This window comes from Pseudarthrobacter sp. B907, assembly GCF_040137805.1.
Lineage (GTDB): Bacteria > Actinomycetota > Actinomycetes > Actinomycetales > Micrococcaceae > Arthrobacter.
In genome coordinates this window covers 140,879-166,059 of the sequence record NZ_JBEEQE010000008.1, presented here as the reverse complement: position 1 = coordinate 166,059, position 25,181 = coordinate 140,879, and the positions used below count along the sequence as shown (strand labels likewise).

Below are 25,181 nucleotides of genomic sequence, written 5' to 3'. Positions count from 1 at the left end.
CCATGCCCTCCTCCGGTGCAGGACCAGTCCAGGAGGTCGACACCCTGGTGATCGGTGGGGGGCAGGCCGGGCTGGCGACCAGCTACTGGTTGAGCCGGCACGGCGTCGACCATCAACTGCTGGAACGGCGGCCGGAACTGGGCGGCGCCTGGCAGGACCGCTGGGATTCGTTCTATCTGAACACCCCGAACTTTGCGTTCCTGCTGCCGGAGCTGAGCTACGACGGTCCCCAGCCGGACGCCTTCCTCCCCCGCGACGAGGTGATCGGGCTCTTCCGTGACTACGCCGCGCGGATCAAGGCTCCGGTCCGGCTCGGCACGGAGGTGTCCCGGGTCGGCGTCGTCGACGGCGGCTTCACGGTCGAGACCAACCAGGGACATTGGCTCGCACTGAACGTGGTCCTCGCGAACGGCGCCTTCCAGCGTCCGCGGATCCCGGCGTCGGCCGCCACGCTCCCCCCGGCACATCCTTCAGCTGCACAGCCACGACTACCGCAACGCGCAGCAACTTCCCGACGGCGCCGTGCTGGTGGTGGGCACCGGGCAGTCCGGCGGCCAGATTACCGAGAACCTGCTCGACGCCGGCCGGGAGGTCCACCTGTCCGTCTCCACCTGCCCCGAGGCACCGCGTCGGTACCGCGGCCAGGACGTTTTCCACTGGATCCTGCAGCTCAACCTTCACGGCCCCGAGTTCGGCATCAACGGCCTCCAGGTGGACCAGCTGCCCTCACCGGCCGCGCGCTTCATGTGCAACCCGCTGATCTCCGGCAACGGCGGCGGCCACAGCATCCACCTCCGGGACCTCGGCCGCCGAGGCGTCCGCCTGCACGGCCGGGTCGAGGGAACGGACGACGACGATCTTGTCTTCAGCGATGACCTCCCCGAACGCCTCGCTCTGGTGGAGGCCGGGTTCGGTGAGCGGCTGGGACGGATGGCCGACGCCTACATCGCCGCGGCAGGCATCGACGCCCCGCCCGCGGAGCCCTTGCCAGCGGACGACTGGCTGCCGGCAGAACCGGGGTCGCGGCTCAATCTGGAGGCCGAGGGCGTCACCACGGTGATCTGGTGCACCGGCTACGGCTTGGACTTCAGTTTCCTCGACGTGCCGGTGCTCGACGAGTGGAACTACCCGCGGCACGGCAGCGGCGTCACCAAGGTTCCGGGCCTCTACGCCGTGGGCCTCCCCTGGCTCACGAAGCACCTGTCCGCCACGCTGTCCGTGGTGGGCGACGACGCGGAGTTCGTGGCGGGGCACATCGCCGGGCGGTGACGGGGCGTTCTACGTCCTGTAGGCCACGGGTCCGGCGGCGCAGACCTGTGCCTGAAGCTCGGCGTCCCGGAAGGCCTTGTCCCAGTCGTCCTTGTCGCCGGCGACGAACCACCGGCGCTGGACCGACCACCGGGGCAAATAGGCCGGTGCCGGGGCCGGGACGGGGCGTGGGATGGAGCGGGGGACGGGTGGAGGTTGTGGTGGAGCCTGGCTGCCGGGGCGGCTCGCGGGGCGACGCGGTGCCGGGTGCGTACATGTTTGACGAGCGCCACGGTCACCAAGCGGGGACCGGAACGTGGCGGCACCGGGCAGGACCGTTGGGCCCCCTCTACCAATAAGCCCAAAGCTCTTCCCGCCTGCTGCACGCCGCATATGTAATCTCCCGTTCCCGGGCACCAGTGGTATGTCGAGGAAGCTGGTCCATGCCAAGCCTGAGCCGCGGGAACGACATATGACCATATAATCGGGAGAGTTTTGAGGCCGACTGCGCTGGGCGACGGCCACCTCTGGGGGTTTCATATGACGGTCGATGCCGAAGTCAACGCACAGGACGCCCGCATTCAAGTCTTGAGACTCATCGATTTCCTCTCCGAGTATGACGCCCAGCGCAACAAGCCCGTGCGTAACATCTCGGACTACCGGCTCTTCCGGCTGACCGAAAACGACCTACCGACGCACAGCGCGGTACAAGTGCACGCAGCGGAACCCGAATGGCTCAGCATCGACTTCGTCGATTTGCCGCCAGCACCCCGTGTGCCCGAGGAACTCATGGAATACATCGCCGGCGGGCGCCCCGTGTCCGCTGTAGCCAGGCCGGATGTGACGGTCCCGTTGCCGGAGTTCCAGACCTTGAGCTCGCAGGGTGGTGATGAAAACGAGCACGTTCAGGAATTCAGCGAGGAGGAGCAACAGGTCCAGCTCGAGCAGTACGAGCAACTCGTCTGCGATGCTGAGGGATGGATCCAAGGCCAGTGGGAACCATGGTCTGCCGAACATGCCCGAGCATCGAGTGTTAAGCGCCGCCACCGAAATCTTTTTGAGCAGCGCGAGCGACTCATGCTGGACCGTGAGTCCGTAGAACTCGTCTGGGGATTCGGTCGCGCACGATGGGCTATTGAGGGTTACGTCCTGGACCACCCGTTGATCACGGTCCCGGTTGAGATCTCCTTGGATCCGAAGTCACAGAGGTTGGCCGTGACTCCAGCAGGACAGGCCGAGGTCGAAATCCGCTACCTGGCAGGGCTCGACATTCACGATCGACAGTCGATTACCAGCGCGCGGCAGACGACTGCCGAGCTGGAGCTGGATCCGTGGGATGTGAAGGAGATGTCAGAGCTCCTCCTGCGCCTAACAAGATCGATTGACGACAACGGCGTCCTCGAAGCGTCAGCCGGGACGCCAGCTTCGACGTTGGTTGCAGATCAAAGCTGGACCCTGTTCCTGCGCCCCCGAGTGCCCGATTCTCAGGGTTTTCTGGATGAGATGCGAGCGATTTACCTTGCTGACGGCATCATTCCGGAGCCGCTGCGCGACGTCGTGTCGCACGCGGGTGGCGAGTCTCAGGGCGCTGAGATCCAGACGAACCCCGATAACTTCGCCCGGCGCGCACCCGCTGACCCATTGCTGCTCCCGTTGGCCACAAACGAAGAACAAAAAAGAATTCTCGAACTCGCGCAGATCCATCCAGGCGTCACCGTTCAAGGTCCCCCGGGTACGGGCAAGTCGCACACCATTGCAAACCTGATCAGCCACTACGTCGCCTACGGGCAGCGTGTACTGGTGGTGGCGGAAAAGGAACAAGCGCTGAAAGTCCTCTCCGACAAGATTCCTTCAGGCATTCGTGATCTGACTGTGTCGGTCCTGGGAGCTGACGAGGAAAGCCGGAAATCCCTGGAAAAGGCTGTGACCACGATTCAGGGGACGGTTGGCACCCTGGACACGCGCGGGGCCGACGAGACCATCGAGCGGCTTCGTTTGGACCTCGATGCCGCTAACCGCGGTATTGCTGCCACGACAACTGACATGCTGCGGGCCCGACAGGCAGAGATCGAAAGGGCGCCCGGCTCCTGGATTGTGGGCGAAAATCCCTCACCCCAGCTTGCAGCCGAATGGGTCCAACAGAACACCGAATCGTTTGCACACATCCCGGACACCCTCGAGCTTTCGGCCCCGATTCCTTTCTCGGCAGCTGAATACGCGGGCTATCTAGAACTTCTGAACTCCGTGGGAATCAAACAGGCCAGACGGGCCCTGACGATCCTTCCACCCCTCGCGGAGATTCCGACAGCAGCTGAGCTGGCGAACCTGTTCAAGGCGGCAGCCGAGAGCCAAGGCCGGGCAGCTGCAGTACGATCCATGTTCACGAGCTGGTCGCTTTTCACCGCCGCCTCGCGCGACATCATCACCGCCGTGCAAGCCCAAACCGCGGAGTACTGCGAGGCACTCAGTGGTATCGAAGCGTCGCCTTACGCCGCCAAGCTCGCCAGCCTCGACGACGAGCTCCTCAGACAAGAACTGACCGACTACTTCAAGGCTTTGACCGATCTGAGGCATCAGGCGATCCAACACCGGCGCGCGCTGATGTCATCCGTCGTTGAGCTGGAGGTGCCTGCCACTCAGGACGGTCTCAATCGAATTATTGATGCGCAAAAGCATCTGTCGACTACCGGGAAGCTCGGTCTATTTGATCGTCAGCACAAGAAGACCCTGTCGATATTCACCATTGACGGGCGTGTACCTTCGACGAGAGATGAGGCATCGCTTTGCATTGCGGCAACTCTCTTGGACCTGACACGGCAACACATCAGCAGATTGTTCGTCAATCAATCACCCAGCGCGCTTCAGGTAACCTTGACCGCGCGGCCCGAGGACGACGTCGCGAACGAACTTCGGCAACTTGAAGACCTACTCGGGCTGCCAGCTCGACGTCATCAGCTTTCAACCCAGCTCCGTTCGGTAGGCATCCGAACCTCAGCACTCAGCAGTGCTGAACAGTCGGGATGCCTGGTCCGGGACATGGATGAGGCAAGGCAGCACTTTGACGCTGTTGAATCCGTTACACGGATCGAATCTCTCGAAACGATGTTGAAGGCTGGTGGAAACCGGCTAGACGCGTCCCCTTTGTGGGTCCAACTGCTAGAAGCTCTCCAAATCCAAGACGTCGAACGCTGGAGCCGATTGCTCGATGAGACTACGCGTGTGACGGCTTTGGTGGAACCTGCCAGCAGGCTCATGGAGCTGCACAACGCGGTCATTGGTGCCGCTCCTAAGTGGGCAGCGGCCCTCTCGTCTGCTCCGGACAAAGCACCTGCGGCGGAAACGATCAACGGTGCTTGGCAATGGCGACAGCTTGATTGTTGGGTAGCGTCGACCACGTCGCAGGCTTCTCCCGCAGAGCTGCAGTCACGAATCGACGAGCACGTACGGCAGCGACAGCGTACAGTGGCCGAGCTTGTCGAAGCTCTCGCCTGGCGAAGGCTGGCGGACAACCTTGGACCCAAGCAACGACAGGCACTTCAGGGGTATCTGAAAGCCGTCACCCGGTACGGGAAGACGGGCGGCAAGTACGCCCAGCGATGGATCCGGGAAATGCGCGAGGCGCTCAACGACTCCAAAGACGCGGTGCCAGTCTGGATCATGACAACGTCCCGTGCACTCACCAGCTTCCGGCCCGCGGCCATTCCGCCCTTTGACGTGCTGATCGTGGATGAAGCCTCACAGATCGGATTCGAGGCACTCCCCTTGCTATCCCTGGCCAAGAAAGCCATCGTGGTGGGTGATGACAAGCAGACCAGTCCGGAACACGTTGGACTGGACCGTCAGAAAATTTTCGACATTATGGATGACCACCTTGCGGAGGTTCCGAAATACCGCACGCTCTTTGATCCGGATAACAGCCTGTACGATCTGGCAACACAGAAGTTCGCGACACCTGTCATGCTGTCCGAACACTTCCGATGCCTGCCCGAGATCATTGCTTTCTCCAATACACAGGCCTACAACCGGCGGATCGTTCCCCTCCGCGATCAGGCACCGCGCCCGGGCTGGGTGCCGCTCGGCGTTCTGCGGGTCATGGACGGATATCGCATGGGCGATGTCAATGAGCCGGAAGCTTTGCAAGCGGCTAACCTCATCGCCGACATGTGCGACGACGAGCAATATGACGGTATGACTTTCGGCGTCGTAACCCTTTTGGGCTCGAGCCAGGCGAAGCTGATCTGGGAGAAACTCTACGATCGCCTCGGTCCCGAACAACTGGAGGAACGAAAGATCCGCTGTGGCGAGGCCGCCAACTTCCAGGGCGACGAGCGAGATGTGATAGTCATCTCTACGGTTGTGGCCATCGATCCGAGTCAATCGACGACTCGGTTCGGTGCAATGACAAGTGTCAAGGATCTGCGCAAGATCAACGTCGCGGCGTCGCGGGCCCGGAACCAAATGTGGGTGGTCACCTCTGTCGATCCCGAAATGCTTCCCAACGGTGATCTTCGTGCTGCCTTGATCCGTCACTGCGCCTCCTATGTGGCTGAAGCCCCAGCACAAGAAGAGCTCCTGGATGCCTGCGAATCTGTTTTTGAGAGAAGAGTCGTCAGCGCGTTGCTGGGCCGAGGGTACCGGGCCGTCGAGGTACAGAAGACAGTCGGGCGTTACCGCCTGGACATTGTCGTCTCCGGGCCGGAACGCCGCCTTGCCATCGAGTGCGACGGCGACCGCTGGCATGGTCCGGATGTCTGGCACCAGGACCGTGCACGGCAGGAAGTCCTCGAGCGGGCCGGCTGGACGTTTGAACGTATTCGCGGCTCCGCCTTCTTCCGAGACCCGGATGCTGCCATGGTGTCTGTCTGGAGCCACCTGGACTCTCTGGGCATCCCTACCGGAGGCGGTTGGATGGAGGGACCGAAAAGTTCCGTGGTCCGTGAAGTCACCATGGCGGATCTGCCCGGCGCATCCGACGAATCTGAATCGAGTGCTGCAAATTCGAGTGTCTATGAGGACCCAGATTTTGATTGGGATGAATTTCTCGAGTCTCTCGACGCACCGTCGCCCTTTCAGGCAGGCCCAGGCGAAGTCCCCGCCCCCGAGGCCCCGGCGGAAGGTACGACTCCTTCATCTGAAGAAGAACCAACGGTCGGGGTCCAAGCCGAGGTGGTCCCCGAACCGCTGACCGAAGACGACGACGACACTAGCGCTCGGCTCTTCGGCCAAGAAGCGGAGCCGTCAACCGAGTACGTGAACCTTGCCCTGTACACGCCGTGGCCGCTGGTCCCGAAGCCTCCTGTTAACGATCGCAACATTCAGCACATCCAGCAGGGCTTGGTAGAGATTCTCCGCCACGAAGGACCGATGATAGCGCGCCAGGTGTACCTGAGGTATCAACAAGCGGCAGGAGGCCAACGCGTCGGGAAGAGCCTCCAGAGCATTTTCAACGTAGCCGCGAGCCGAGCCCTGCGCGCCGGAGCCATAGCCAGGCTCGACGACGGCGTTCAAGGAGTCGTCGGTTCCACTCTTTACATCCCCGGCCAAGACCCAGTGCAAGTCCGGCAGCTCGGACCCCGAACCATCTTCGAAGTTCCACCGTCCGAGCTGACCACGCTCTTCGAGTTGATCACCGAGCGAGGCGTTCCCGAGTGGGATCTGGATAGAGAAGTGCTCAACGCTCTTGGCCTGAAGCGACTTACCAAGCGGACCGCCGACTATCTGCAAGAGTGTCGAAGCTACACATGGAAGATTACATAGATGGTCGCGCATCTCTGCATCAGGGATGACCAAAACTGGAACGTTGTCGATTCGACCAATCAGGAGTCACATTGAAACTATCCACAATTCTTGACCAGATCGACAGCCAAGATATGGCTCTACCGGAGTTTCAGCGGGGCTATGTCTGGAACAGGCAGCAGGTGCGCAGCCTCTTCACGTCGCTCTATAAGGGCTACCCCATTGGCGGTTTCATGACTTGGAACACAGCCGTAGCTACGGCACGAACGCGAGGCGGCGAAATTGACCGAGATGGCAGCGTCAAACTCCTCCTCGACGGTCAGCAGCGGGCCACAACTCTCTACGGCGTGATGCGCGGCGTGCCCCCAAAATTCTTTGAGGGGAATGCCCAAGCTTTCACCGATCTCTACTTCAACGTATACGAGGAGGTCTTTGAGTTCTACGCGCCAGTCAAGATGAAGGACAATCCCGGATGGATCAACGTCTCTGAGCTGATGGTCAAAAACGTTGAAAACTACTTGTCTTCTCACCCTGACATTGCGAAACTCGGGCCTGCCGAAATGCTCAGAGTTATGGCCCGCATAACTAAACTCGCCGATGTTCAGCACCGTGACGTTCACATTGAGGAAGTCAGCGGGTCTGACAAGACCATCGATGTCGTCGTCGACATTTTCAATCGCGTGAACTCGGGTGGGACCAAACTCTCTAAGGGTGATTTGGCATTGGCCAAGATATGCGCTTCGTGGCCGGAGGCCCGCGCCGAGATGAATGGACACCGCTCCAAGTGGGAGGCAGCCGGCTACCGGTTTACGCTCGAGTGGCTCCTACGCAACGTGAACGCGGTCGTCACCGGTGAGGCGCTTTTCACAGCGCTGGCTCCCGTCGCCGAAGAGGACATTCGGAAGGGGCTTAAGGAAACTGCCGGACTCGTGTCGGTCGCTTTGGACGTTATCGCCGCCCGACTTGGACTCGATTTCGACCGCGTTTTCCCGGCCAGGTTTGCCGTACCGATTATCGCCAGGTATCTCCACAACAACAACGGACGATTCCCGAACGCTGTCGAGCGAGACCGAATTCTGACGTGGTACATTCACGCGGCCATGTGGGGGCGCTTCGCTGGTTCCACTGAGTCCTACCTCAACGTCGACCTGAGAGCCGTGGACGAGAATGGGATTGAAGGCCTGATGACGCAAATGCTTCGTTCGCGCGGAGATCTGACCGTCAGAGAGGCAGATTTCGGAGGCAACACCATCGGTGCCCGCTTCTACCCGATGCTCTACATGCTAACTCGGACGCAGGGGGCCAAGGACTTCACTACCGGCATAGCGCTCTCCGCCCATATGCTCGGGCGAAACTCTTCCCTCCAGGTCCACCACATCTTCCCCAAGGCGAGACTCTACGAGGCCGGGTACACGAAGGAGGAGGTCAATGCGGTCGCAAACTATTGCTTCCTCACGCAAGATGCGAATCTCGATATCACAGACCGCGACCCCGCCGAGTACTTTCACTCCGTCGAATCAGCCTTCCCGGGAGCACTGGCCAGCCAATGGATTCCGCAAGACAGGAGTCTCTGGTCGATCGCCAAGTACCGAGACTTTCTGGCGGCTCGCCGTCAGCTGCTGGCCAATGCCATGAACCTCGTCCTGGACGATCTCTGGCACGGCACCAGCTCTGCCGATCTGGAGCGGACCACCCCCGCCTATGACGTCTCGACAAGCAAGTCTAAAGAGGTACAGGCGCTCGTCAGCGATCTAGCTGACATGGGATTCGCATTAGGCGAAATCGATGCCGAAGTCCGCGATCCGGAATCGGGAGATCTTGTATGCGTCGCTGAAGCGAAGTGGGCTGATGGGCTGCAACCCGGCATGACCCCACCGGTCGTATTGGAGTTGGACGGAAATGCCGACGAGCTAAACCAGCTTGCCAGCCTTGGCTATCTCGTCTTCACGGATCTGGAAGCTGTTCGGCAGCATGCCAAGGACACCGCTCTCACCCCAGCCGTCTAGTCTGCTATTCAGCTCGAGGCAGGGTCCTTCGCGTCCGCTGACAACCTCCCCAGGTTCTGGGCACCAATCTGCCTGGAACTCGTGGCAGAATTGAACCCTGCAAAATCGACGAGGAAGCGCCGTGAACGACCCTACTTTTGACATCTTTGATCAGCCCGTAGCGCCACCGGCTCTGCTAACCGACACTCCAATCCGCGACGCCCAAGTGAACCAGCTTCGGCAGGCGTTCGCCGCGGCGGGAATCGAATCAATGGACGATCGCCGGGCAATAATAGAGAGTTGCATCGTTCGTCCGGTGGCGTCAGTGAGAGAGCTGCTGGCAAAGGACGTTCGTCCGATCCTCCGGCGAATCGAAGAGCGGAGCCTACCGCCCAAAGAGACTTCTGGCTCGGCATGGGACAACCGTGAGGAAGACACCTGGATCGACAAGCTCTAGCCGGGAAAATGCACTAGTGCAGGACTAGCACTGTGACGCTGCGTCGTTGCAGTCAACCGGTCGGAAGGTCGATAGGATCGAACGAGCTTCGAGTAATACATAGAGCCGGCCCGGCTGCACAAGTCTGTGCTGCCGTGTCTACAAGGTCGCGTTCCAGGGGGTAAGCGTTGGATTGGGATTCCAATCATTGGTTTGAACTCGGCGATGCAGCGACCCCTGCGGAGCGTGCCGCGCTAGACAAGTTCAAGTCTCTGCTGCCCAACGATTCGGTCACTTTCGCGTGGTCGAATTTGACGTTCATCGATGCCACGGGCCGCACCAATGAAGTCGACGTACTGCTCTTGACGCAGCAGGGGCTGTTCGTCGTTGAGCTCAAGGGCTGGCACGGAACGTTAACTGGTGACCAACAGAACTGGACTCTGACGAGCGCCATGGGCGCCAGGAGCGTCCGCCCCAATCCCTTCATCTTAACGGACAGTAAAGCCAAGCGCTTGGCCGGACTGCTCAGGCTGACAGCTCCCAACACTGCGGCCGCTAAGAACGTGCCGTTTGTCCGGCCGTTGGTCGTCCTCCACGGCCAGGACTCAGTAGTTCAGCTCGACGAACTCGGCGCCACAGGAGTCTGGGCGCTCGACGGCTACAAGGTAGCAGGGCTCAAGAACCGTTCCGTCAGCGATTTCCTGAAAGCGCCGGTCACCAATCAATACGACCTTATCGACTTCAACCGCGCGAAGAAGATCCTGGCGCTGATTCAAGCGGCCGGTCTCAAACCGACCCCAAAGTCCCGCTTCGTCGGGCAGTACTCCCTGGAAAAGGCCGATCCCCTGGGCGAAGGGCCCCACTGGCAGGACGTTCGGGCCGTCCACCCGGCTATCAAAGCCATCCGTCGCATCCGCTTGTTCGACCTTCCCCCCGGCGCATCCGCTGAGGTCCGGAATGAAATCGAACTCTCAGCGAAGCGCGAATATGCGCTCACCCACGGGATATCGCACAGCGGAATAACAACACCGCTGGACTACCTGGCGACGGATTCCGGACCGGCTTTGGTCTTTGATCACGACGACGGCGAAATCGCCTTGGGCGATTTCATCCAGCGGCGCTCCGGCGAGCTCGGCATCGATGAGAAGATCAGCCTTATCCGTGAAATTGGCGAAATCCTCCAGTTCGCTCATTCCCGGCGCCTGGCTCATCGTGCTCTGACGCCCCGACAGGTCTTCGTCCGGGAATCCAAATCGGGCCTTCATGTATCCATACGTGACTGGTTCACAGGGTCGAAGTCCCTCAGCTCCACTTCGGCCGCCCGGACGCAGTCGAAGACGTCCCTCGGCAACGTCGAGCCGCAAAACCTCATAAGTGCTGAGGGCTGGGTCTACCTGGCACCCGAGACCCTGACCGCCCGTTCTGAGCTACCGCCCATCCCCTTGGATGTTTACGGACTCGGTGCGCTGTCGTTCCTCATCCTCAGCGGGCGTCCTCCGGCGACTAGCTTGGCGGAACTCCAGGAAATCTTTGCCAATCACTCCGGCCTGGACCTCGGCGCCATCGGCGCGTTGGAGGGGCCGTTCGTTGAGCTGGTCCTCGCGGCGACAAAACAGGCGGAGGCCGACCGAACACCGAGCATTGATACCTTCCTCAAAGAGCTGGATGCTGCCGTTGAGATGTTAACTCGGCCGGACCCAAACAACCGTCCCAAGGCCAGCACGCCGCAGGAAGCCTCTACCGGCCAGATGATCGGAGACCGTTTCGAGGTGAAGGGTCGACGCGGAAGTGGGTCCACCGGAACCGTGTTCCAGGTGGACGACTACGAAACGGGCCGAGAAGGACTGATCCTCAAGGTTTCCAGGGATGACGCTGCTGCGGTGCGCCTCCGCGAGGAAGCCGATGTGCTCGCATCGTTGGACAGCCCCAGGTTGGTCCGTCTGATCGAAGGGCCGCTCAAAGTTGACGGTCAAACGGCGTTGCTCTTGACGGATGCCGGAGACGAGACCTTGGCCCTTAGGATTCAGTCGGAGGGCCGGGCCACGATTGAACAGCTGGAGAGTTACGGTGCCGATCTCTTTGCCTCCGTGGCATATCTCGATTCGCTGGGGATCTACCACCGCGATATTAAACCGGCCAACCTGGGAATTGTTCGGGATTCCTCTACGCGGAAGCCCCGACTGGTCCTGTTCGACCTGTCGCTGGCGCGCGAACCGCTTGCCATGATCGGGTCCGGCACGCGAGGCTACCTGGATCCCTACCTCGGTCCGCCGAAGCGCAGGCAATACGACAAAGCGGCGGAGCTCTACGCCGTGGCTGTCACACTCTTTGAGATGGCCACAGGATCACTGCCCTGGTGGCGCGACGGGGATGCAGGACCCAGCAGCTCTTCCGACGAAGTCGTCCTGGTGCCGCAGTCCTTCGAGTCGGCCATCGCCGGTCAACTGGCGGACTTCTTCCGGTCTGCATTGGCTCCCGTGGTCTCTGCACGCTTCTCTGATATCCACTCGATGGCCTCTGGCTGGTCCGCGGTCTTCCGCTCGCTGGACGAGGCCACGGACGGAGACGACGCCGATGACGCTTCCCGCGAGGACGCGTCGTCGGCAGCGGTGCTTGATACCCCGCTTGCCGACGCCGGCCTGACTGCCCGCGCGCTTTCCGCCCTTAACAGGCTCGGAGTTGCCACTGTCGGCGAGCTCGTTGGCACCTCACCGATGCAGGTCAACTCAATTCGCGGGCAAGGCGAAAAGACTCGGAAGGAAATCCAACGCCGTATCCGGGAATGGAAGTCCCGGCTGTTGACCGCTGGGACAGCAGCTGCTCCTCGAACACCAGGGAATCTCGACAGAAGCATCGACACCCTTCTCGGGAGCCTGGTGCCTGCGCCGAACAAAGCGAACGGGACCGAGGTTTTCGTCCTTCGCTTGCTCCTCGGCATCCGGACCCCGCGCCCAGGCGGGGACCCGGCCGAGCTCATCGCCTCAGACGCAGCATGGCCTACAATCTCCCAAGTGGCGGGGCTGAGCGGTGTCAGCAGCGGCAGGGTGTCTCAGATTGTTGCCGCGGCCGCCACCCGCTGGCAGCGAGGCCAAGCCCTAGCCGACGCCAAGAATGAGGTACAAGGCATCCTGACGGCCGAAGGCGGCGTCGCCGAACTCACCGAGCTTGCCTCGGCGCTCTTGATTTCCCACGGCTCGTCCTCGACCGGGAACGACCGTACGCGGCTGGCGCAAGGACTCGTCCGCGCCGTCGTCGAGCTGGAGACGAGATCATCCAATGCCATCTGGGCCCAGCGGCGGCTCGGCCCCAGCGGACGGATCCTGATCGCGGCACCGGTCGTTACCGAAGGCGGACAATCCACCGATCCCGAGTCATTGTTGGTGCTCGCCCAGGCTTTGGCTGCAAAAGTGGATTCCCTCATCGATTCGAAGGATGAGACGTTCAACTTGCTGCCTGCCGCTGCTGTCCGGCCAGCCTTGCGTGAGTTGGACAAAGATGTGGCACTCCCTGACGACAGAATTCTGCGTCTGGCCGTCGCTGCGTCCCGAAACTGTGCCCTGTCGGGACGTGGTGAGCTCTACGCGAAGTCGCTGCCGGCGGAGAAGGCTCTCGAATTCACGCTTCGGGACGTCGTCGTGCGTGAGCTTAGCGAATCGAGCGCGCAGAAACGTGTGACCTCGCGCTTTCCGACCGTCAGGGAATTGCCGCCGCGCCCCGGTCTGGACAGACTCATCGAGGCAGCCATGCCCGGCATGCGGTGGCGGGACGGAAGCTATACGAGGCTGGAGCGGTCCGATTTTGGCTCCGCGGCCGGGTCCACGACGCACACTAAGCTGTCGTCCGCGCAAATTCTCGATATAGAGCGGCAGCTGGCCCAGTCACTTTCCAGGAAATCTGCGGTCACTCTCGGCGTCCGCCCCAAGGACTTCATCAACACGGCCAAGTCCTTGTCTGAGCTTTTCGGGTTGAAGCGCGTGGACGTTTCGGCGGAGGTTCTCAAAGCCGTCCGCTCGACAGCCCGGTCCAAGAACGTTGATTGGGATGTTGTTCTCTTGGCAGACGCCAAAGCTGCTTCACCGTCGGATCATGCCAACTTGGCCCAGCTGGTGCGAATGGCTGTCGCGCCGCTATGGTCGGGGCTGGCGGCAGATCCCGAGCCCCTGCTGCTGACCAACATCGGACCTCTGATCAAGTTTGGTTTTGGCGCCGAGGTGGCCCAGCTTTTTGACATGTCAGTAGCGCGCCCAGCCGCGCGTTGGGTCATGGCACCTAAGCGTGGATCAGCAAACGCACCCTCTTCCGACGGTCATGTCCCCCCTATGGGCCCGGACGGATTTGTTGATGTTTCCCCGGGACTCGCCTCGGCCCTTAATAAACGTGCAAGCACTATGTCGTCCGGAAAGGACATCCCGTGATCGATTCCAAGCTTCTTCTCGCAGATCTTAAGAAGCAAGTAAAGCTTCTGGAGTCCGATCTCCGCAGCGAGGCTACGAACCCTTCCGGGGACGAATCTGAAAGATGGGCCAAGGAGCTCCGCGAAGAGCACTTGCACGCCCGCGAGCACGCGCGCACGGCCCGCACCTTCGATGACTGGCTCGACGGCGAAGTATCCCAGGCCGCAGTGGCCTGGATCGTCGCCAGCGTCTTCATCCGCTTTTGTGAGGACAACGCTCTTCTGAACGATCTTTGGATTGCCGGGCCAGCTGATCGCGTCCAACGCGCCTCCGAGGCCGAGATGGCTCACTACGCCAGCAGACCTACCGACAACGCCCGGGACTGGCTCCGGACAGCGTTTGGCGCCCTGGCAGACCTGCCTGCCGGACGGGCACTTGTTGACCGACAGCACAATCTCGTTTGGCGGGCACCCATCAGTGCCGAGTCAGCCAGCGCGCTACTGAAGTTCTGGCGCCAAACGGACGACGACGGCACGCTCGTTCACGAGTTCACGGATCCAGATTTCGGAACGCGATTCCTGGGAGACCTCTACCAGGATCTGTCCGACTACGCTAAGAAGACGTTTGCGCTGCTGCAGACCCCCGACTTCATCGAAGAGTTCATCCTCGACCAGACACTCACTCCAGCCATTAATGAGTTTGGCATCGTCGGGCTCAAATTGATTGACCCAACCTGTGGAAGCGGACACTTCCTGCTCGGAGCTTTTGAGCGCCTCCACCACGAATGGGAAACCGACAACCCTGGCCTTTCCAAGCGTCAGCGGGTCCAGAACGCTCTGGATTCGATCCACGGTGTCGACTTGAACCCTTTCGCGGTGGCAATCGCCAGATTCCGACTTACTGTGGCTGCTCTTCGTGCGTGCGGCGAGTCGTCACTGGTCACAGCGCCAGCTTTCGCCTACCACTTGGCTGTGGGGGACTCGCTGATCGGCGAACAAGGGCGCCAAGGTGACCTCTTCGAAGACTCCCAGGAGCCGTACGCGTACGCCTCCGAGGACTTCGCCGACTACAAGGGAATCCTCACGCCGGGCACCTACCACGTCGTGGTTGGAAACCCTCCATACATCACTGTTAAGGACAAGGCCCTCAATGAGTGGTACCGCCAGGCATATGAGACTTGCGCCGGCAAGTACGCCCTCTCCGTCCCGTTTATGGAGCTCTTCTTCCGCCTCGCGATCCGGGGGTCCTCCGAGACCGCCGCGGGCCACGTAGGACAGATCACGTCCAATTCCTTTATGAAGCGGGAATTTGGTAAGAAGCTGATCCAGGACTTACTTTCCGGAAAGACCGTCTCGAACCCTGTCGATCTCACGCACATCATCGACACCTCCGGGGCCTACATTCCCGGTCACGGCACCCCCACAGTGATTCTCGTGGGGCGAAGGCGCGCACCTATTGGAGGTAAGCTGCGCGCAGTCTTGGGAGTTCGGGGCGAGCCTGGCCAGCCGATAGAACCGTCCAAGGGGCTGGTCTGGAGCGAGATTGTGGATCATGTCGGCGACGAAGCGTTCAGTGGCAAGTTTGTGACCGTGGCCAGTCCAGAGCGAGCCGTGTTCCATTCCTATCCGTGGTCGCTTTCTGGTGGCGCCTCGTCGGAGACTCTGCAAAGAATTGAGATTTCAGCCTCCGTCCTCTTGTCTTCTGTAGTGGATTCAATTGGATTTGCCGCGATTACTGGCGATGACGACGTTTACGTTCGTCGGCGGAGGACCGGTCCTTTGCGTGGCTCTAATGCAGCAACCCGGCGATTCGTAGAGGGCGATCAAGTTCGTGACTTCCAACTAAAGGGAGCCGATCTCGCAGTCTTCCCCTATCCGGCCGCGGAGGCCATGGCAGCGGAAACGGTCTTCTGGCCCTTCCGAACTAACCTACGCAACGGCTTGGCTTTTGGCCGAACTAGGGAAGACCAGGGAAAGTGGTGGGGAGAATACATCCTCCCCCATTGGCCCAGGCTCGACGCCTCGATGCTCATTGCCTTCGCGTTCGTGGCGACACACAACCACTTCGTCTTGGACCGCGGCGGCAAGGTCTTCAACCGTTCGGCCCCAGTGATCAAGTTACCTGCCGACGCAACAGAAGAACAGCATCTCGGTCTCCTCGCCATTCTCAATTCGTCAACAGCCTGCTTCTGGCTCAAACAGGTTTGCCACAACAAAGGTAATGGAGGCATCGGCGGAGGCATCGGCGACGAGGACTGGGAGCCTCGGTATGAGTTCACGGGCACAAAACTTCAAGATTTTCCTCTGCCCGCAAATCGCCTCACCGCACGCGGACGAACACTCGACGCCCTGGCGTCGGCTCTTGGAGACAACTCGGCTCAGTCAACAGTTCGGAAATTCTCCCGCGATCACTCTGGAATATCGCTTGCCAGCGAACTGGCAATAGCTAGAGAATCCTGGCAGGCAACAAATCAACGGATGATTTTCGAACAAGAGGAACTTGATTGGCAGGCCTACAGCGCCTACGGGCTGGTAGCCGCCGACCTGACCTATAAGGGAACCCACATCAACGGTCTTGACCGAGGCACCAGGACCTTCGAGTTGCTGCTCGCGCAGCGACAGGCAGCTGGTATCGAAGAAACTGCATGGTTTGCGCGCCACGACACGACTCCTCAGACTTCGATCCCCGCCACATGGCCCGGGGACTACAAGGACTTGGTCGAGCGCCGTCTCCAGGAGATTAAAAGCAATCCCCAAATCAACCTGCTCGAACGCCCGGAGTTCAAACGCCGCTGGGCCACAGAAGCCTGGGATACCCAGCAGCACAAGGCGCTGAGTGAACTCGTCCTGGACCGGCTGGAAGCAGCGACACTCTGGTCGGACCCCCAAGGTTCCGCCTGCAAGTCGGTGGCCCAGTTGGCGGACATTGCTCGGCACGACGCTGTCCTCATAGAAGCACTTCAGGTTCTGGCCGGATCCTCCCACATCGAGCTCGTACCTGCCTGACATCGCTGCTGTCGGAGGAGGCTGTGCCGTACCTGGCTCAGCTCCGCTATAAGGAATCCGGCCTGACGCACTTCCGCGGCTGGCAAGCTGTGTGGGAGTTGCAGCGACGTGAGGACGCCGGAGAAAAGGTCGACATCCCCGTACCGCCCAAATACAAGCCGGTCGACTTCCAGAAGACCAGCTTCTGGCAGGCGCGCGGAAAGCTTGATGTCCCCAAGGAACGGTTCATCTCCTACCCTGGCCTCCTGCGCGGCGGCGATACCACGCCCGTGTTCGGTTGGGCAGGCTGGGACCACGCAGCTGCTGCCCTGGCGCTTGCCAGGGCCATCGCCGAGCTCGACGCAGAAGGTGCTGTGCAGGAGCAGCTGACACCCCTGCTGGCAGGCCTCCACGAACTCGAACCATGGGTGACTCAATGGCACGCGGACGTGGACCCGGCGATCGGCTCAAGCCCCGCTTCAGCCATCACCGGGATGTTGGATGGATACCTGTCGCGGCTGGCGTTGACGCGAGCGGACCTGAAGCAGTGGCGGCCTGCCGCGTCCACGGCGCGTGGGCGCCGTCGTAATATCGCAAGCAACGAAGATCAGGAGACTCAGGCATGAACACGAGCATCAGCCTGCTGAAAGACGTCATTGATATTCCCACGCACGTTGACGCGGCGGACTATGTTCTTCAGCTTCACAGCGGTGTGGAGGCCGCCGAAAAGACTCTCGGCGAATACGTTGTGACGGATTCCCTTGCGAAGTCCTTCGATGATGCGTTGGGGCTCGTCGAACGCTCCGTCGTGAGCGGGCGCAGCAACGGCGCATTTGTCCACGGTTCGTTCGGTGCGGGTAAGAGCCACTTCATGGCCGTGTTGCACCTGTTGTTGGCCGGGAATCTCCGTGCCCGCCAGCTAGCTAATCTCCAGTCCAGCGTCGCTGCACGTCAGGGCCTCCTGTCAAAGAAACTCCTGGCCGTCGATTACCACCTGCTCGGGGCAGAGAACTTCGAAAGCGCGTTGTTTCGGGGCTATCTGGATCAGACCCGAAAGCTTCATCCCGAAGCGCCCGCCGCCGTTCTGCACCGCAGCGACGAGCTTTTCACCGACGCTGCCAACATGAGGAAAGAGCTCGGAGACGGGCACTTCTTCCGGATTCTCAACAGCAACTCGAAGACCAGCAGCGGCTGGGGTGACTTCGCTGCCAGCTGGGACGGGGAGAGGTTCGACGCAGCCTTGCTGGATCCTGTCGGGAGCGCTGACCGCAACCGGCTGGCCCAGGACCTGATAGCCACGCTTTTTAAGAGCTACGAGAACACCGGCCGATGGCTGGACATCAGCAGCGGGCTCCGGGCCATGACCGAGCACGCCCACGGGCTTGGCTACGACGGAGTCGTATTGTTCCTGGACGAGCTCGTCCTCTGGCTTGCTCAGCATCTCGGGAACAATGACTTCATTCAGTCGGAAACATCCAAGGTAGCCAAGCTCGTGGAAACAGGAGCAGGTTCTCTCACTATTCCTCTGATCTCATTCGTCGCGCGGCAGCGCGATCTCAAGGACTTCCTCGGAAGTACGGCGATTGGGGCCGAACGCGAAGCCATTGGCCAAAGCTTTTCATGGTGGGAGGACCGGTTCGAGGCGATAACCCTCAAAGCGGCGGACCTCCCCCGGATCGTAAACCAACGGCTTCTGCAGCCGATGTCCGATGAAGGGTCCCGTGCTCTCGCTAACGCAACGGCGAGTGTGAAGGCCAATCCTGGGGCAATGCGGCACTTGTTGTCGGATGAAGCCGGGTCCAGTGCCGTGGACTTTGAACTTGTCTACCCGTTCTCGCCCGCGCTCATTGACGCTCTTGTAGCGTTGTCCTCGCTGCTGCAGCGTGAAAGAACCGCCCTCAAGGTCATGGGCGAGCTACTCAGTGCGGGACGCGAGCAGCTGCTGGTGACAGACGTCATCCCGGTCGGCGATCTGTTCGAATCCGTGGTGTTGAGCGACAAGAAGCCTCTCAGCTCAGACATCGAGAAGCTCTTTCAGATTGCTGCCGATTTCTACCTCAACAAGCTGCGTCCGTACCTTCTCTCGAAACACGGACTCACGGAAACGGAGGCGGCGGCAGTCCCCCGGACGCACGCCTTCGTTGCGGAAGATCGACTTGCCAAGACGCTCCTGGTGGCCGAGATCGTCCCCGGGACGCCCTCCTTGCAGAACCTCACAGCAGCAAAGCTGGCAGCGTTGAACTATGGCACCATCAAGAGCTTTATTCCGGGGCAGGAAGCCACTGCAGTGCTCCAAAAGGTCCGGGACTGGTCCGGTGAGTTCGGCGAAATCAACGTTGCCGGTTCTTCTTCAGACCCGGTCCTCAGTGTCAGCCTCTCGGGCGTGGACTATGACTCCGTGGTTGACCGGGTGCAAAACGAGGACACCGAAGGAGCCCGGCAGGCGGTGCTGCGCAACCTGGTGAGTGAGTTTATCGGCCTCCCGCCCGCCGTCGGACTGATGTCGACCCGCGAGTTCACGCACGTGTGGCGCGGAACCAAGCGGTCAGTTGACGTCGTTTTCGGAAACATCCGCGATGCGTCTGCCCTCCCAGACGATGCCCTACGGGCAGATGGTGATCGTTGGAAAGTCGTCATCGACGTCCCCTTCGACTCGGGGAACCACAGCGCCCAGGAGGACTTGAATCGGCTGGCACAGCTCCGGGACGCCGGGCTGGAATCCCGAACCATTGCTTGGGTTCCCCATTTCCTCTCGGCGGCACGGCTAAACGACGTCGGCCGACTCGTCCTACTGGAGCATCTCCTCAAAGGCTCTGGCGAGCAATTCGAAGCGAACGCCAGCAACTTGCCCGTATCCGACCGACCGATCGCAAAACGTCAGCTGGAAAGCCAACGCGCCAACATCAAGGAACGTCTCAAGGGCGCACTCCTTCAGGCCTACGGCATTGACACAGCGACGGCCGACGACGTGGACGCCGTCATCACTGCGGATTCGGTATTCACAAGCCTGTTCCCCGGACTCGAGATTCAACTGCCGGTGGCGGCCGATCTGCGCGGCGGTCTCAACCTCGCGTTGGGCCAAGCCCTGACTTATCTGCACCCGAAACACCCGCTATTCGAGCCGAGCGAAACAGAAATCAGGAAGACGGAACTCTTGGTCGTGGCATCCCTGGTTGAGGACTGCATCTCCAAAGGCGGCCGCCTGGACGGAATTGAACGATCCAAAGCTGCGACGCTTCGCCGCGTCGCCATGCCCCTTCACCTCGGTGAGCCGAGGGAAAGCGTCTACTCGCTGAACTCATCCAACTTTGGATGGATGGAGAACTTCACCAAGTGGGCGGCCGCCGAACCACTTGACGTCAACATACCGAACCTCCGCTCACATCTTGAGGACTATGGGGTGTCGACCGAAGTGGGTGATCTCCTGATTCTGGCTTGGTCCTTACTCGAGGACCGGCAATGGTTCCGTGCCCAGGCCCCGCTGCCGTCTGCACCCACCGTCGGCAGCATCACGTCCGACATGTCGCTCAGGACGCCTGACCTCCCATCCGCAGAGGATTGGACGACTGCAAACCGCCGGGCACCACTTGTCTTTGGGATTCCCGCCGAGCCCCGTCTGAGCGCCCAAGGCGTGAGCCGGCTGGCACGTCAGATCCGGCAGGCAGCATCAGACGCCCGGGCGAATGCTCACCGGCTCGTCGAAGAGCTTCAGCGGCACGCCAAAACCCTGGGGCTCAACGCGGCAACCCCTCGGCCGTCCGGCGACCGGCTGAGAACTGCTGAAGGGGCTTCGGTCTTGACCGCTGCCCTGGCAAGTGAAGCGAATGACACTTCGCTGATTCGGGCCTTCGCTGCAGCTGCTATCCCCGATGAGCCGCAGGCCCTAGGAACGTCCCTTGCCAGTGCGAGTGCGGTCTTGACCGCTCTCCGTGCTGCAGAGTGGAAGATGCTGAATCAGCTCACAGAACGATCTGAGTCCGAATGGGTCCGCGTTCTGGAAACCATGCAGACGGCAACAGCGGCGGACGAACTGCATGCCCCGCTGGCGCCGGCAATTGCTGGAGCCCAGGCGGCTGCCCTTAACATCCTTATGCGCCAGCCACCCGTAAGCCCTCCGGCTACCACGGCGCGGCCGGAGCAGGTCGAACCGACCCGCTCTGAGGATCGGGAACAGACTCCCGAGCCACACAAACCCGCGACCGAACCGTCCAAACCAGTCGATTCCAACGATGAGGGGACTCTGGCCAAGATCAATGCGGTCGATCTCATCTTGAATGGCATAAACGCGGACCTCGGCCAATTCGAGCTGGAGCTCAAACGGGCGATGAATCAGAACCCTGGTAAGACCGTTCATGTGAAGTGGTGGATTGAGTGACCGTCTCTGACACTGGATCACCCCTACGGGTAGCCTCACCGCAGATCATTGAGGAATACGCTCAGCGGCTGGCGCGGTCCCCGGAAGAAGGGCGCCTCATGCTCATTGCCGCGCGCCCGGTGTGGCAGGGGCCCCCTACTATCCAAGCTCCTGGCGTGGCAATCCGGATCCGTACGGCAGTGTCGCAGCTTGCAGCACTGGAAGCCATTGCAGACCTGCCTGACAGCGATGGCCTGATTATTCTCACAGACGTAACGGAGGAGGACCTGGGGGACGCAGTCACGATTCCTGCGCGGGGTCAGCGGGTCATTCATCTGGACGAGTGGTCGACGGTTCCTGAGCTCTTCAGCGCGGTATCGTTCGACTCCCAGCTGCGCGAGTACGGCAACTGGCTCCCCCAAAGCCTCATCTCCCTCCGCCCGGCAGGGGGCTGGCCGAAAGCACCCTCCGGAATAGTCACTGTGGATCTGGCGATGGGCGGCCTCCTCGCAGCTGCACTCGGACTTGACGTCAACGACGCGATCGACGAAACACGCCTTCTCATGGCTTTGGATCTCCCGGAACCACGGGCCAGGTGGACAGGCGTCAGCGCTGAACTCAGAGCCGCGCTAGTTGCATGGGCCGGCCGAAGCTTAGGCGACGCGGCCAAGCTCGCGCTGGTTGCATCTTCCGGAAGCAAGATCTCTGTCCTGGCCTTCGGAATCGCGCTGGACGTTCTGTGGCCTGACGCTGCAGGCGTCGGTCAGCCGGCGGCGGATCAAATCGCTGCAAGAACCCGTGCAGAACGATTCTTCGGTGGTTCTCCGATCGCCTCTGGAGAAGCACGCGCGTTCGCCTCGGTTACACGGCAGGCACTGCTTCGAATGAGCCTCTCAGGAGACTCACTAGTCGCCGCCGTGATGCAACAAGCCGAAACGTGGCTCGCGGACATCGGCTGGGCTGAGGGCGCCTCAAGATCCGATCTGCTCCCCGCCGGATTCACCGCAAGAGCAGGACAACTGGCGGATGCTCTGACGGGGACTGACTTCGCTTCCCTGGATTTGCCGCGTATCGAAGGCATGCTCGGGGACCTTTTGGGCCACCAGCTCGCGGCTGGCGCCACAGGAGAAGTTTTGGCCGCTCGTATGGTGGTTCGGCTCATCCGCTGGTTGTCTTCGGACGAGCCAGCGACGCAGACGCTCAATGATTGCGTCTCGCTCCACGTGACCGACGGCAGCTGGGTGGACCGGGCTGCCGCGGCTGTCTGGGCTGGATCCAATTTCGAAGCCAATGCCGCAGCCTACGCCGCAGTCCTGGACATGGTCCAAGAGCGCCGGCGTCTGCGGGACCTGCAATTAGCCCGGAGAATCGCCGACGAGTTAGCAGGGCCGCCTGTTGACACCGCGCCCGGGACGGAGGACATCCTTCCTCAAGTCGCCCACCCGCTCGCTGCAACGACGAGCTGCCTGCTAATCGTTCTCGACGGCATGAGCGCGGCCACCGCGAATTCGATCGTCGAAGACGTGGTTCATTCAGGGTGGCAGGAATTGGTCGCAGACCACGAAGGGAATGGCCACACACGGCGGGGTGTTTTGTCCGTCATTCCGTCCGTGACGACTTTCTCCAGGACGTCGCTGTTTGCCGGTCAACTTCAGGCCGGCCAGCAAGCAGACGAGAAGCGCCTTTTCGGGGCGCCGTTGTTCCACAAGGACGATCTCCGTGCGCCGGCCGGCGCACGATTGCCCAGCGATCTGATCGCGGGCCTCAACGACCACCGAAAGCCGATGGTCGGCGTCGTTCTCAACACCATTGACGATGCACTCGCGAAACACGATCCAGGCGGAACAACCTGGGCGCTGAACAACATCCAACACCTGGGGGATCTTCTACAGGCAGCCGCCGTGGCTGGACGGACGTTGATCCTGACATCCGATCACGGGCACGTCGTCGAACGTGGTAGCGAGTACCGGCCCGTGGCAGAGGCAGGGGCCCGGTGGCGTCCAACAAGCTCCGGACCGCCAGCTGCCGATGAGGTGCAGCTCTCGGGAAGACGGGTGCTGGCACCCGGTCGCTCTGCGGTGCTACCGATTGTTGAGGACCTCCGGTATTCACAGAAGCAGGCCGGCTATCACGGGGGCTGCACACTGGCAGAAATGATAGTCCCCGTAGTGGTTCTTAACCGTGCAGGGGCCCCCGCTCCCAAGGGTTGGCGCGCCGCTCCGCCCCAGATGCCCAGCTGGTGGAACGACCCCGTCCGCACGCAAGTTGCAGGCGACGAACAGACTCGCCCGAGAGCTTCCAGGAAGGCCAGGTCTGCAGGGCCGCGACAGGAACAACCTCTCTTCCAATTCGGGCTGGAGTCGGCGGCTGAACCCGCGACCGCGGCGCCCGGGGCCTGGATTCCAGAGCTCATCCGCAGCGAAATGTACGGGCAGCAGAGGACCCGCGCCGGACGCCGAGCGCTCTCAGACTCTCGCGTTGGCGACCTCCTCTCTGTCCTCGCGAAATACAGCGGGCGAATCCACAGGGACTCGCTAGCAAGCGCCGGTGGAGTATCCGTGGCGGAACTGACTAGTGAGTTGGCAGCGCTGCGGCGCCTTCTCAACGTCGAAGGCTATCAAGTCCTGACTCAGGACAGCGACGGTGTCACAGTCGTTCTGGATGGTGGTCTGATGGCTGAACAATTCGGTCTCGGAGCTATCCGATGATTGACATCAGCCCGCGCCGACGCCGCGAAGTCGTCGATGCTTTGCGCCGAGGCACAGTCCCGCAGCAGGGTCTTGATGTGCTGGCGGTGGGGCTGGAGAAGTTTGACCTCGCCATCGCACAGGAGCTCGAATCCGTGGCCTCGGGCGGTGCCGCCTTCAAGGCGGTCCGCGGCGAATACGGATCGGGAAAGACCTTTTTTGCCCGCTGGCTCATCGAAGCGGCCAAGAAACGGGGGTTCGCAACTGCCGAGATTCAAGTCTCCGAGACGGAGACACCCCTTCACCGGCTGGAGACCGTCTACCGTCGCGTGACCGAGAACCTCGCGACATCCGAGTTCACACCGAGCGCCCTGCGAGAGATCGTAGATGGGTGGTTTTTTGCCCTCGAGCAGGATGTGGTGGCGGCCGGTTCCGCCTCCCGCGACGACTCCGAGGCATTTGACGCTGCGGTCTTGACACTGATGGAACGCCGGCTGGAAGCCGTCACGCGCACGGCCCCAGCTTTTTCGGCAGTCCTACGTGGCTACCGCGAAGCACTCAGCACCGCTGACGCGGGTCAGGCAGAAGGCCTTCTTGGATGGCTGGGCGGCCAGCCGCATGTCGCAGCCTCGGTCCGACGGACGGCAGGGATTAGAGGCGAGCTTGACCACTTCGGGGCCCTGGGCTCGCTCCAGGGGCTGCTCACAGTGCTCAGGGATAGCGAATACAAGGGCCTGGTTATCGTTCTGGACGAAGTGGAAACACTCCAACGGGTCCGCTCGGATGTTCGCGAGAAGTCATTGAATGCACTCCGACAACTTGTGGATGAAGTGGATGCGGGGCGCTTTCCCGGCTTGTACATCCTCATTACCGGTACGCCAGCGTTCTACGACGGCTCTCAGGGCATGCAGCGGCTACAGCCGCTCGCCCAGCGTTTGGCCGTTGATTTCAGCACCGACAGTCGCTTTGACAACCCCCGCGCAGCCCAAATCAGGCTTGCCGGGTTCAGCCAGGAGTCTCTGGTAGAACTGGGAACCAGAGTCCGGGACATCTACGCCCAGGGCAGTGACACACCGGAACGAATTATGTCAATTGTGGACGACGCTTATGTTCAGCTGCTTGCCCGGTCCATCTCAGGGGAGCTCGGAGGGCGGACCGGAGTGGCCCCGAGGCTCTTTGTCAAGAAGCTCGTGGGTGATGTCCTCGATCGCGTCGACCAGTTTCCAGATTTCGATCCGCGGAGGGACTATTCGCTCACGGTGGGAGCCGGCGAGCTTAGTGAATCAGAACGGGCTGCTTCGAAGATGGGTGACCTGCGCGACCGGTCCGTTGACGACGTCGACCTCGAAATCTGATC

8 protein-coding genes and 2 pseudogenes are annotated in these 25,181 nt (G+C 61.2%); all 10 read left to right on the top strand.

The window, feature by feature from the left end; translation table 11 throughout:
- Positions 1-2: 2 nt before the first annotated feature.
- A pseudogene (locus ABLI39_RS09410) lies at positions 3-377 on the top strand (NAD(P)-binding protein); the annotation flags it as partial.
- Positions 378-531: 154 nt separating this feature from the next.
- Positions 532-1,269: an NAD(P)/FAD-dependent oxidoreductase gene (locus ABLI39_RS09405; protein ID WP_349413171.1), complete on the top strand. Its 738-nt coding sequence runs from the start codon at positions 532-534 to the stop codon at positions 1,267-1,269.
- A 519-nt stretch (positions 1,270-1,788) separates the two neighbouring features.
- A complete protein-coding gene (locus ABLI39_RS09400) occupies positions 1,789-7,005 on the top strand; it encodes a PDDEXK-like endonuclease domain-containing protein (protein ID WP_349413148.1) in 5,217 nt (1,738 codons plus the stop codon).
- Positions 7,006-7,076: 71 nt separating this feature from the next.
- On the top strand, positions 7,077-8,990 hold the full coding sequence (locus ABLI39_RS09395) for a GmrSD restriction endonuclease domain-containing protein (protein ID WP_349413147.1): 1,914 nt from the start codon (positions 7,077-7,079) through the stop codon (positions 8,988-8,990).
- 121 nt (positions 8,991-9,111) lie between these two features.
- Positions 9,112-9,426 carry a hypothetical protein gene (locus tag ABLI39_RS09390; protein ID WP_349413146.1) on the top strand — a complete coding sequence of 105 codons (315 nt, stop codon included), beginning with the start codon at positions 9,112-9,114 and terminating at the stop codon, positions 9,424-9,426.
- Between the two features lie 167 nt (positions 9,427-9,593).
- Complete coding sequence (gene pglW / locus ABLI39_RS09385; RefSeq protein ID WP_349413145.1) at positions 9,594-13,820, top strand: BREX system serine/threonine kinase PglW; 4,227 nt, start codon at positions 9,594-9,596, stop codon at positions 13,818-13,820.
- Positions 13,817-17,409: pseudogene (pglX, locus tag ABLI39_RS09380) on the top strand (BREX-2 system adenine-specific DNA-methyltransferase PglX). Before pglW ends, pglX begins: the two are co-directional and overlap by 4 nt.
- Complete coding sequence (locus ABLI39_RS09370; protein ID WP_349413142.1) at positions 17,406-21,158, top strand: DUF6079 family protein; 3,753 nt, start codon at positions 17,406-17,408, stop codon at positions 21,156-21,158. The pseudogene pglX and the gene ABLI39_RS09370 overlap by 4 nt, the downstream one beginning before the upstream one ends.
- Positions 21,155-23,845, top strand: a complete 2,691-nt coding sequence (gene pglZ / locus ABLI39_RS09365) for a BREX-2 system phosphatase PglZ (protein ID WP_349413141.1) — start codon at positions 21,155-21,157, stop codon at positions 23,843-23,845. Before ABLI39_RS09370 ends, pglZ begins: the two co-directional genes overlap by 4 nt.
- Positions 23,842-25,179, top strand: a complete 1,338-nt coding sequence (gene brxD, locus ABLI39_RS09360; protein ID WP_349413140.1) for a BREX system ATP-binding protein BrxD — start codon at positions 23,842-23,844, stop codon at positions 25,177-25,179. Before pglZ ends, brxD begins: the two co-directional genes overlap by 4 nt.
- Positions 25,180-25,181: the final 2 nt, after the last annotated feature.

Bases quoted from the DNA above. Each gene is read 5' to 3' on its own strand.
- ABLI39_RS09400 (WP_349413148.1), top strand. From the start codon at position 1,789: ATGACGGTCGATGCCGAAGTCAACGCACAGGACGCCCGCATTCAAGTC.
- ABLI39_RS09370 (WP_349413142.1), top strand. From the start codon at position 17,406: ATGAACACGAGCATCAGCCTGCTGAAAGACGTCATTGATATTCCCACG.
- brxD (WP_349413140.1), top strand. From the start codon at position 23,842: ATGATTGACATCAGCCCGCGCCGACGCCGCGAAGTCGTCGATGCTTTG.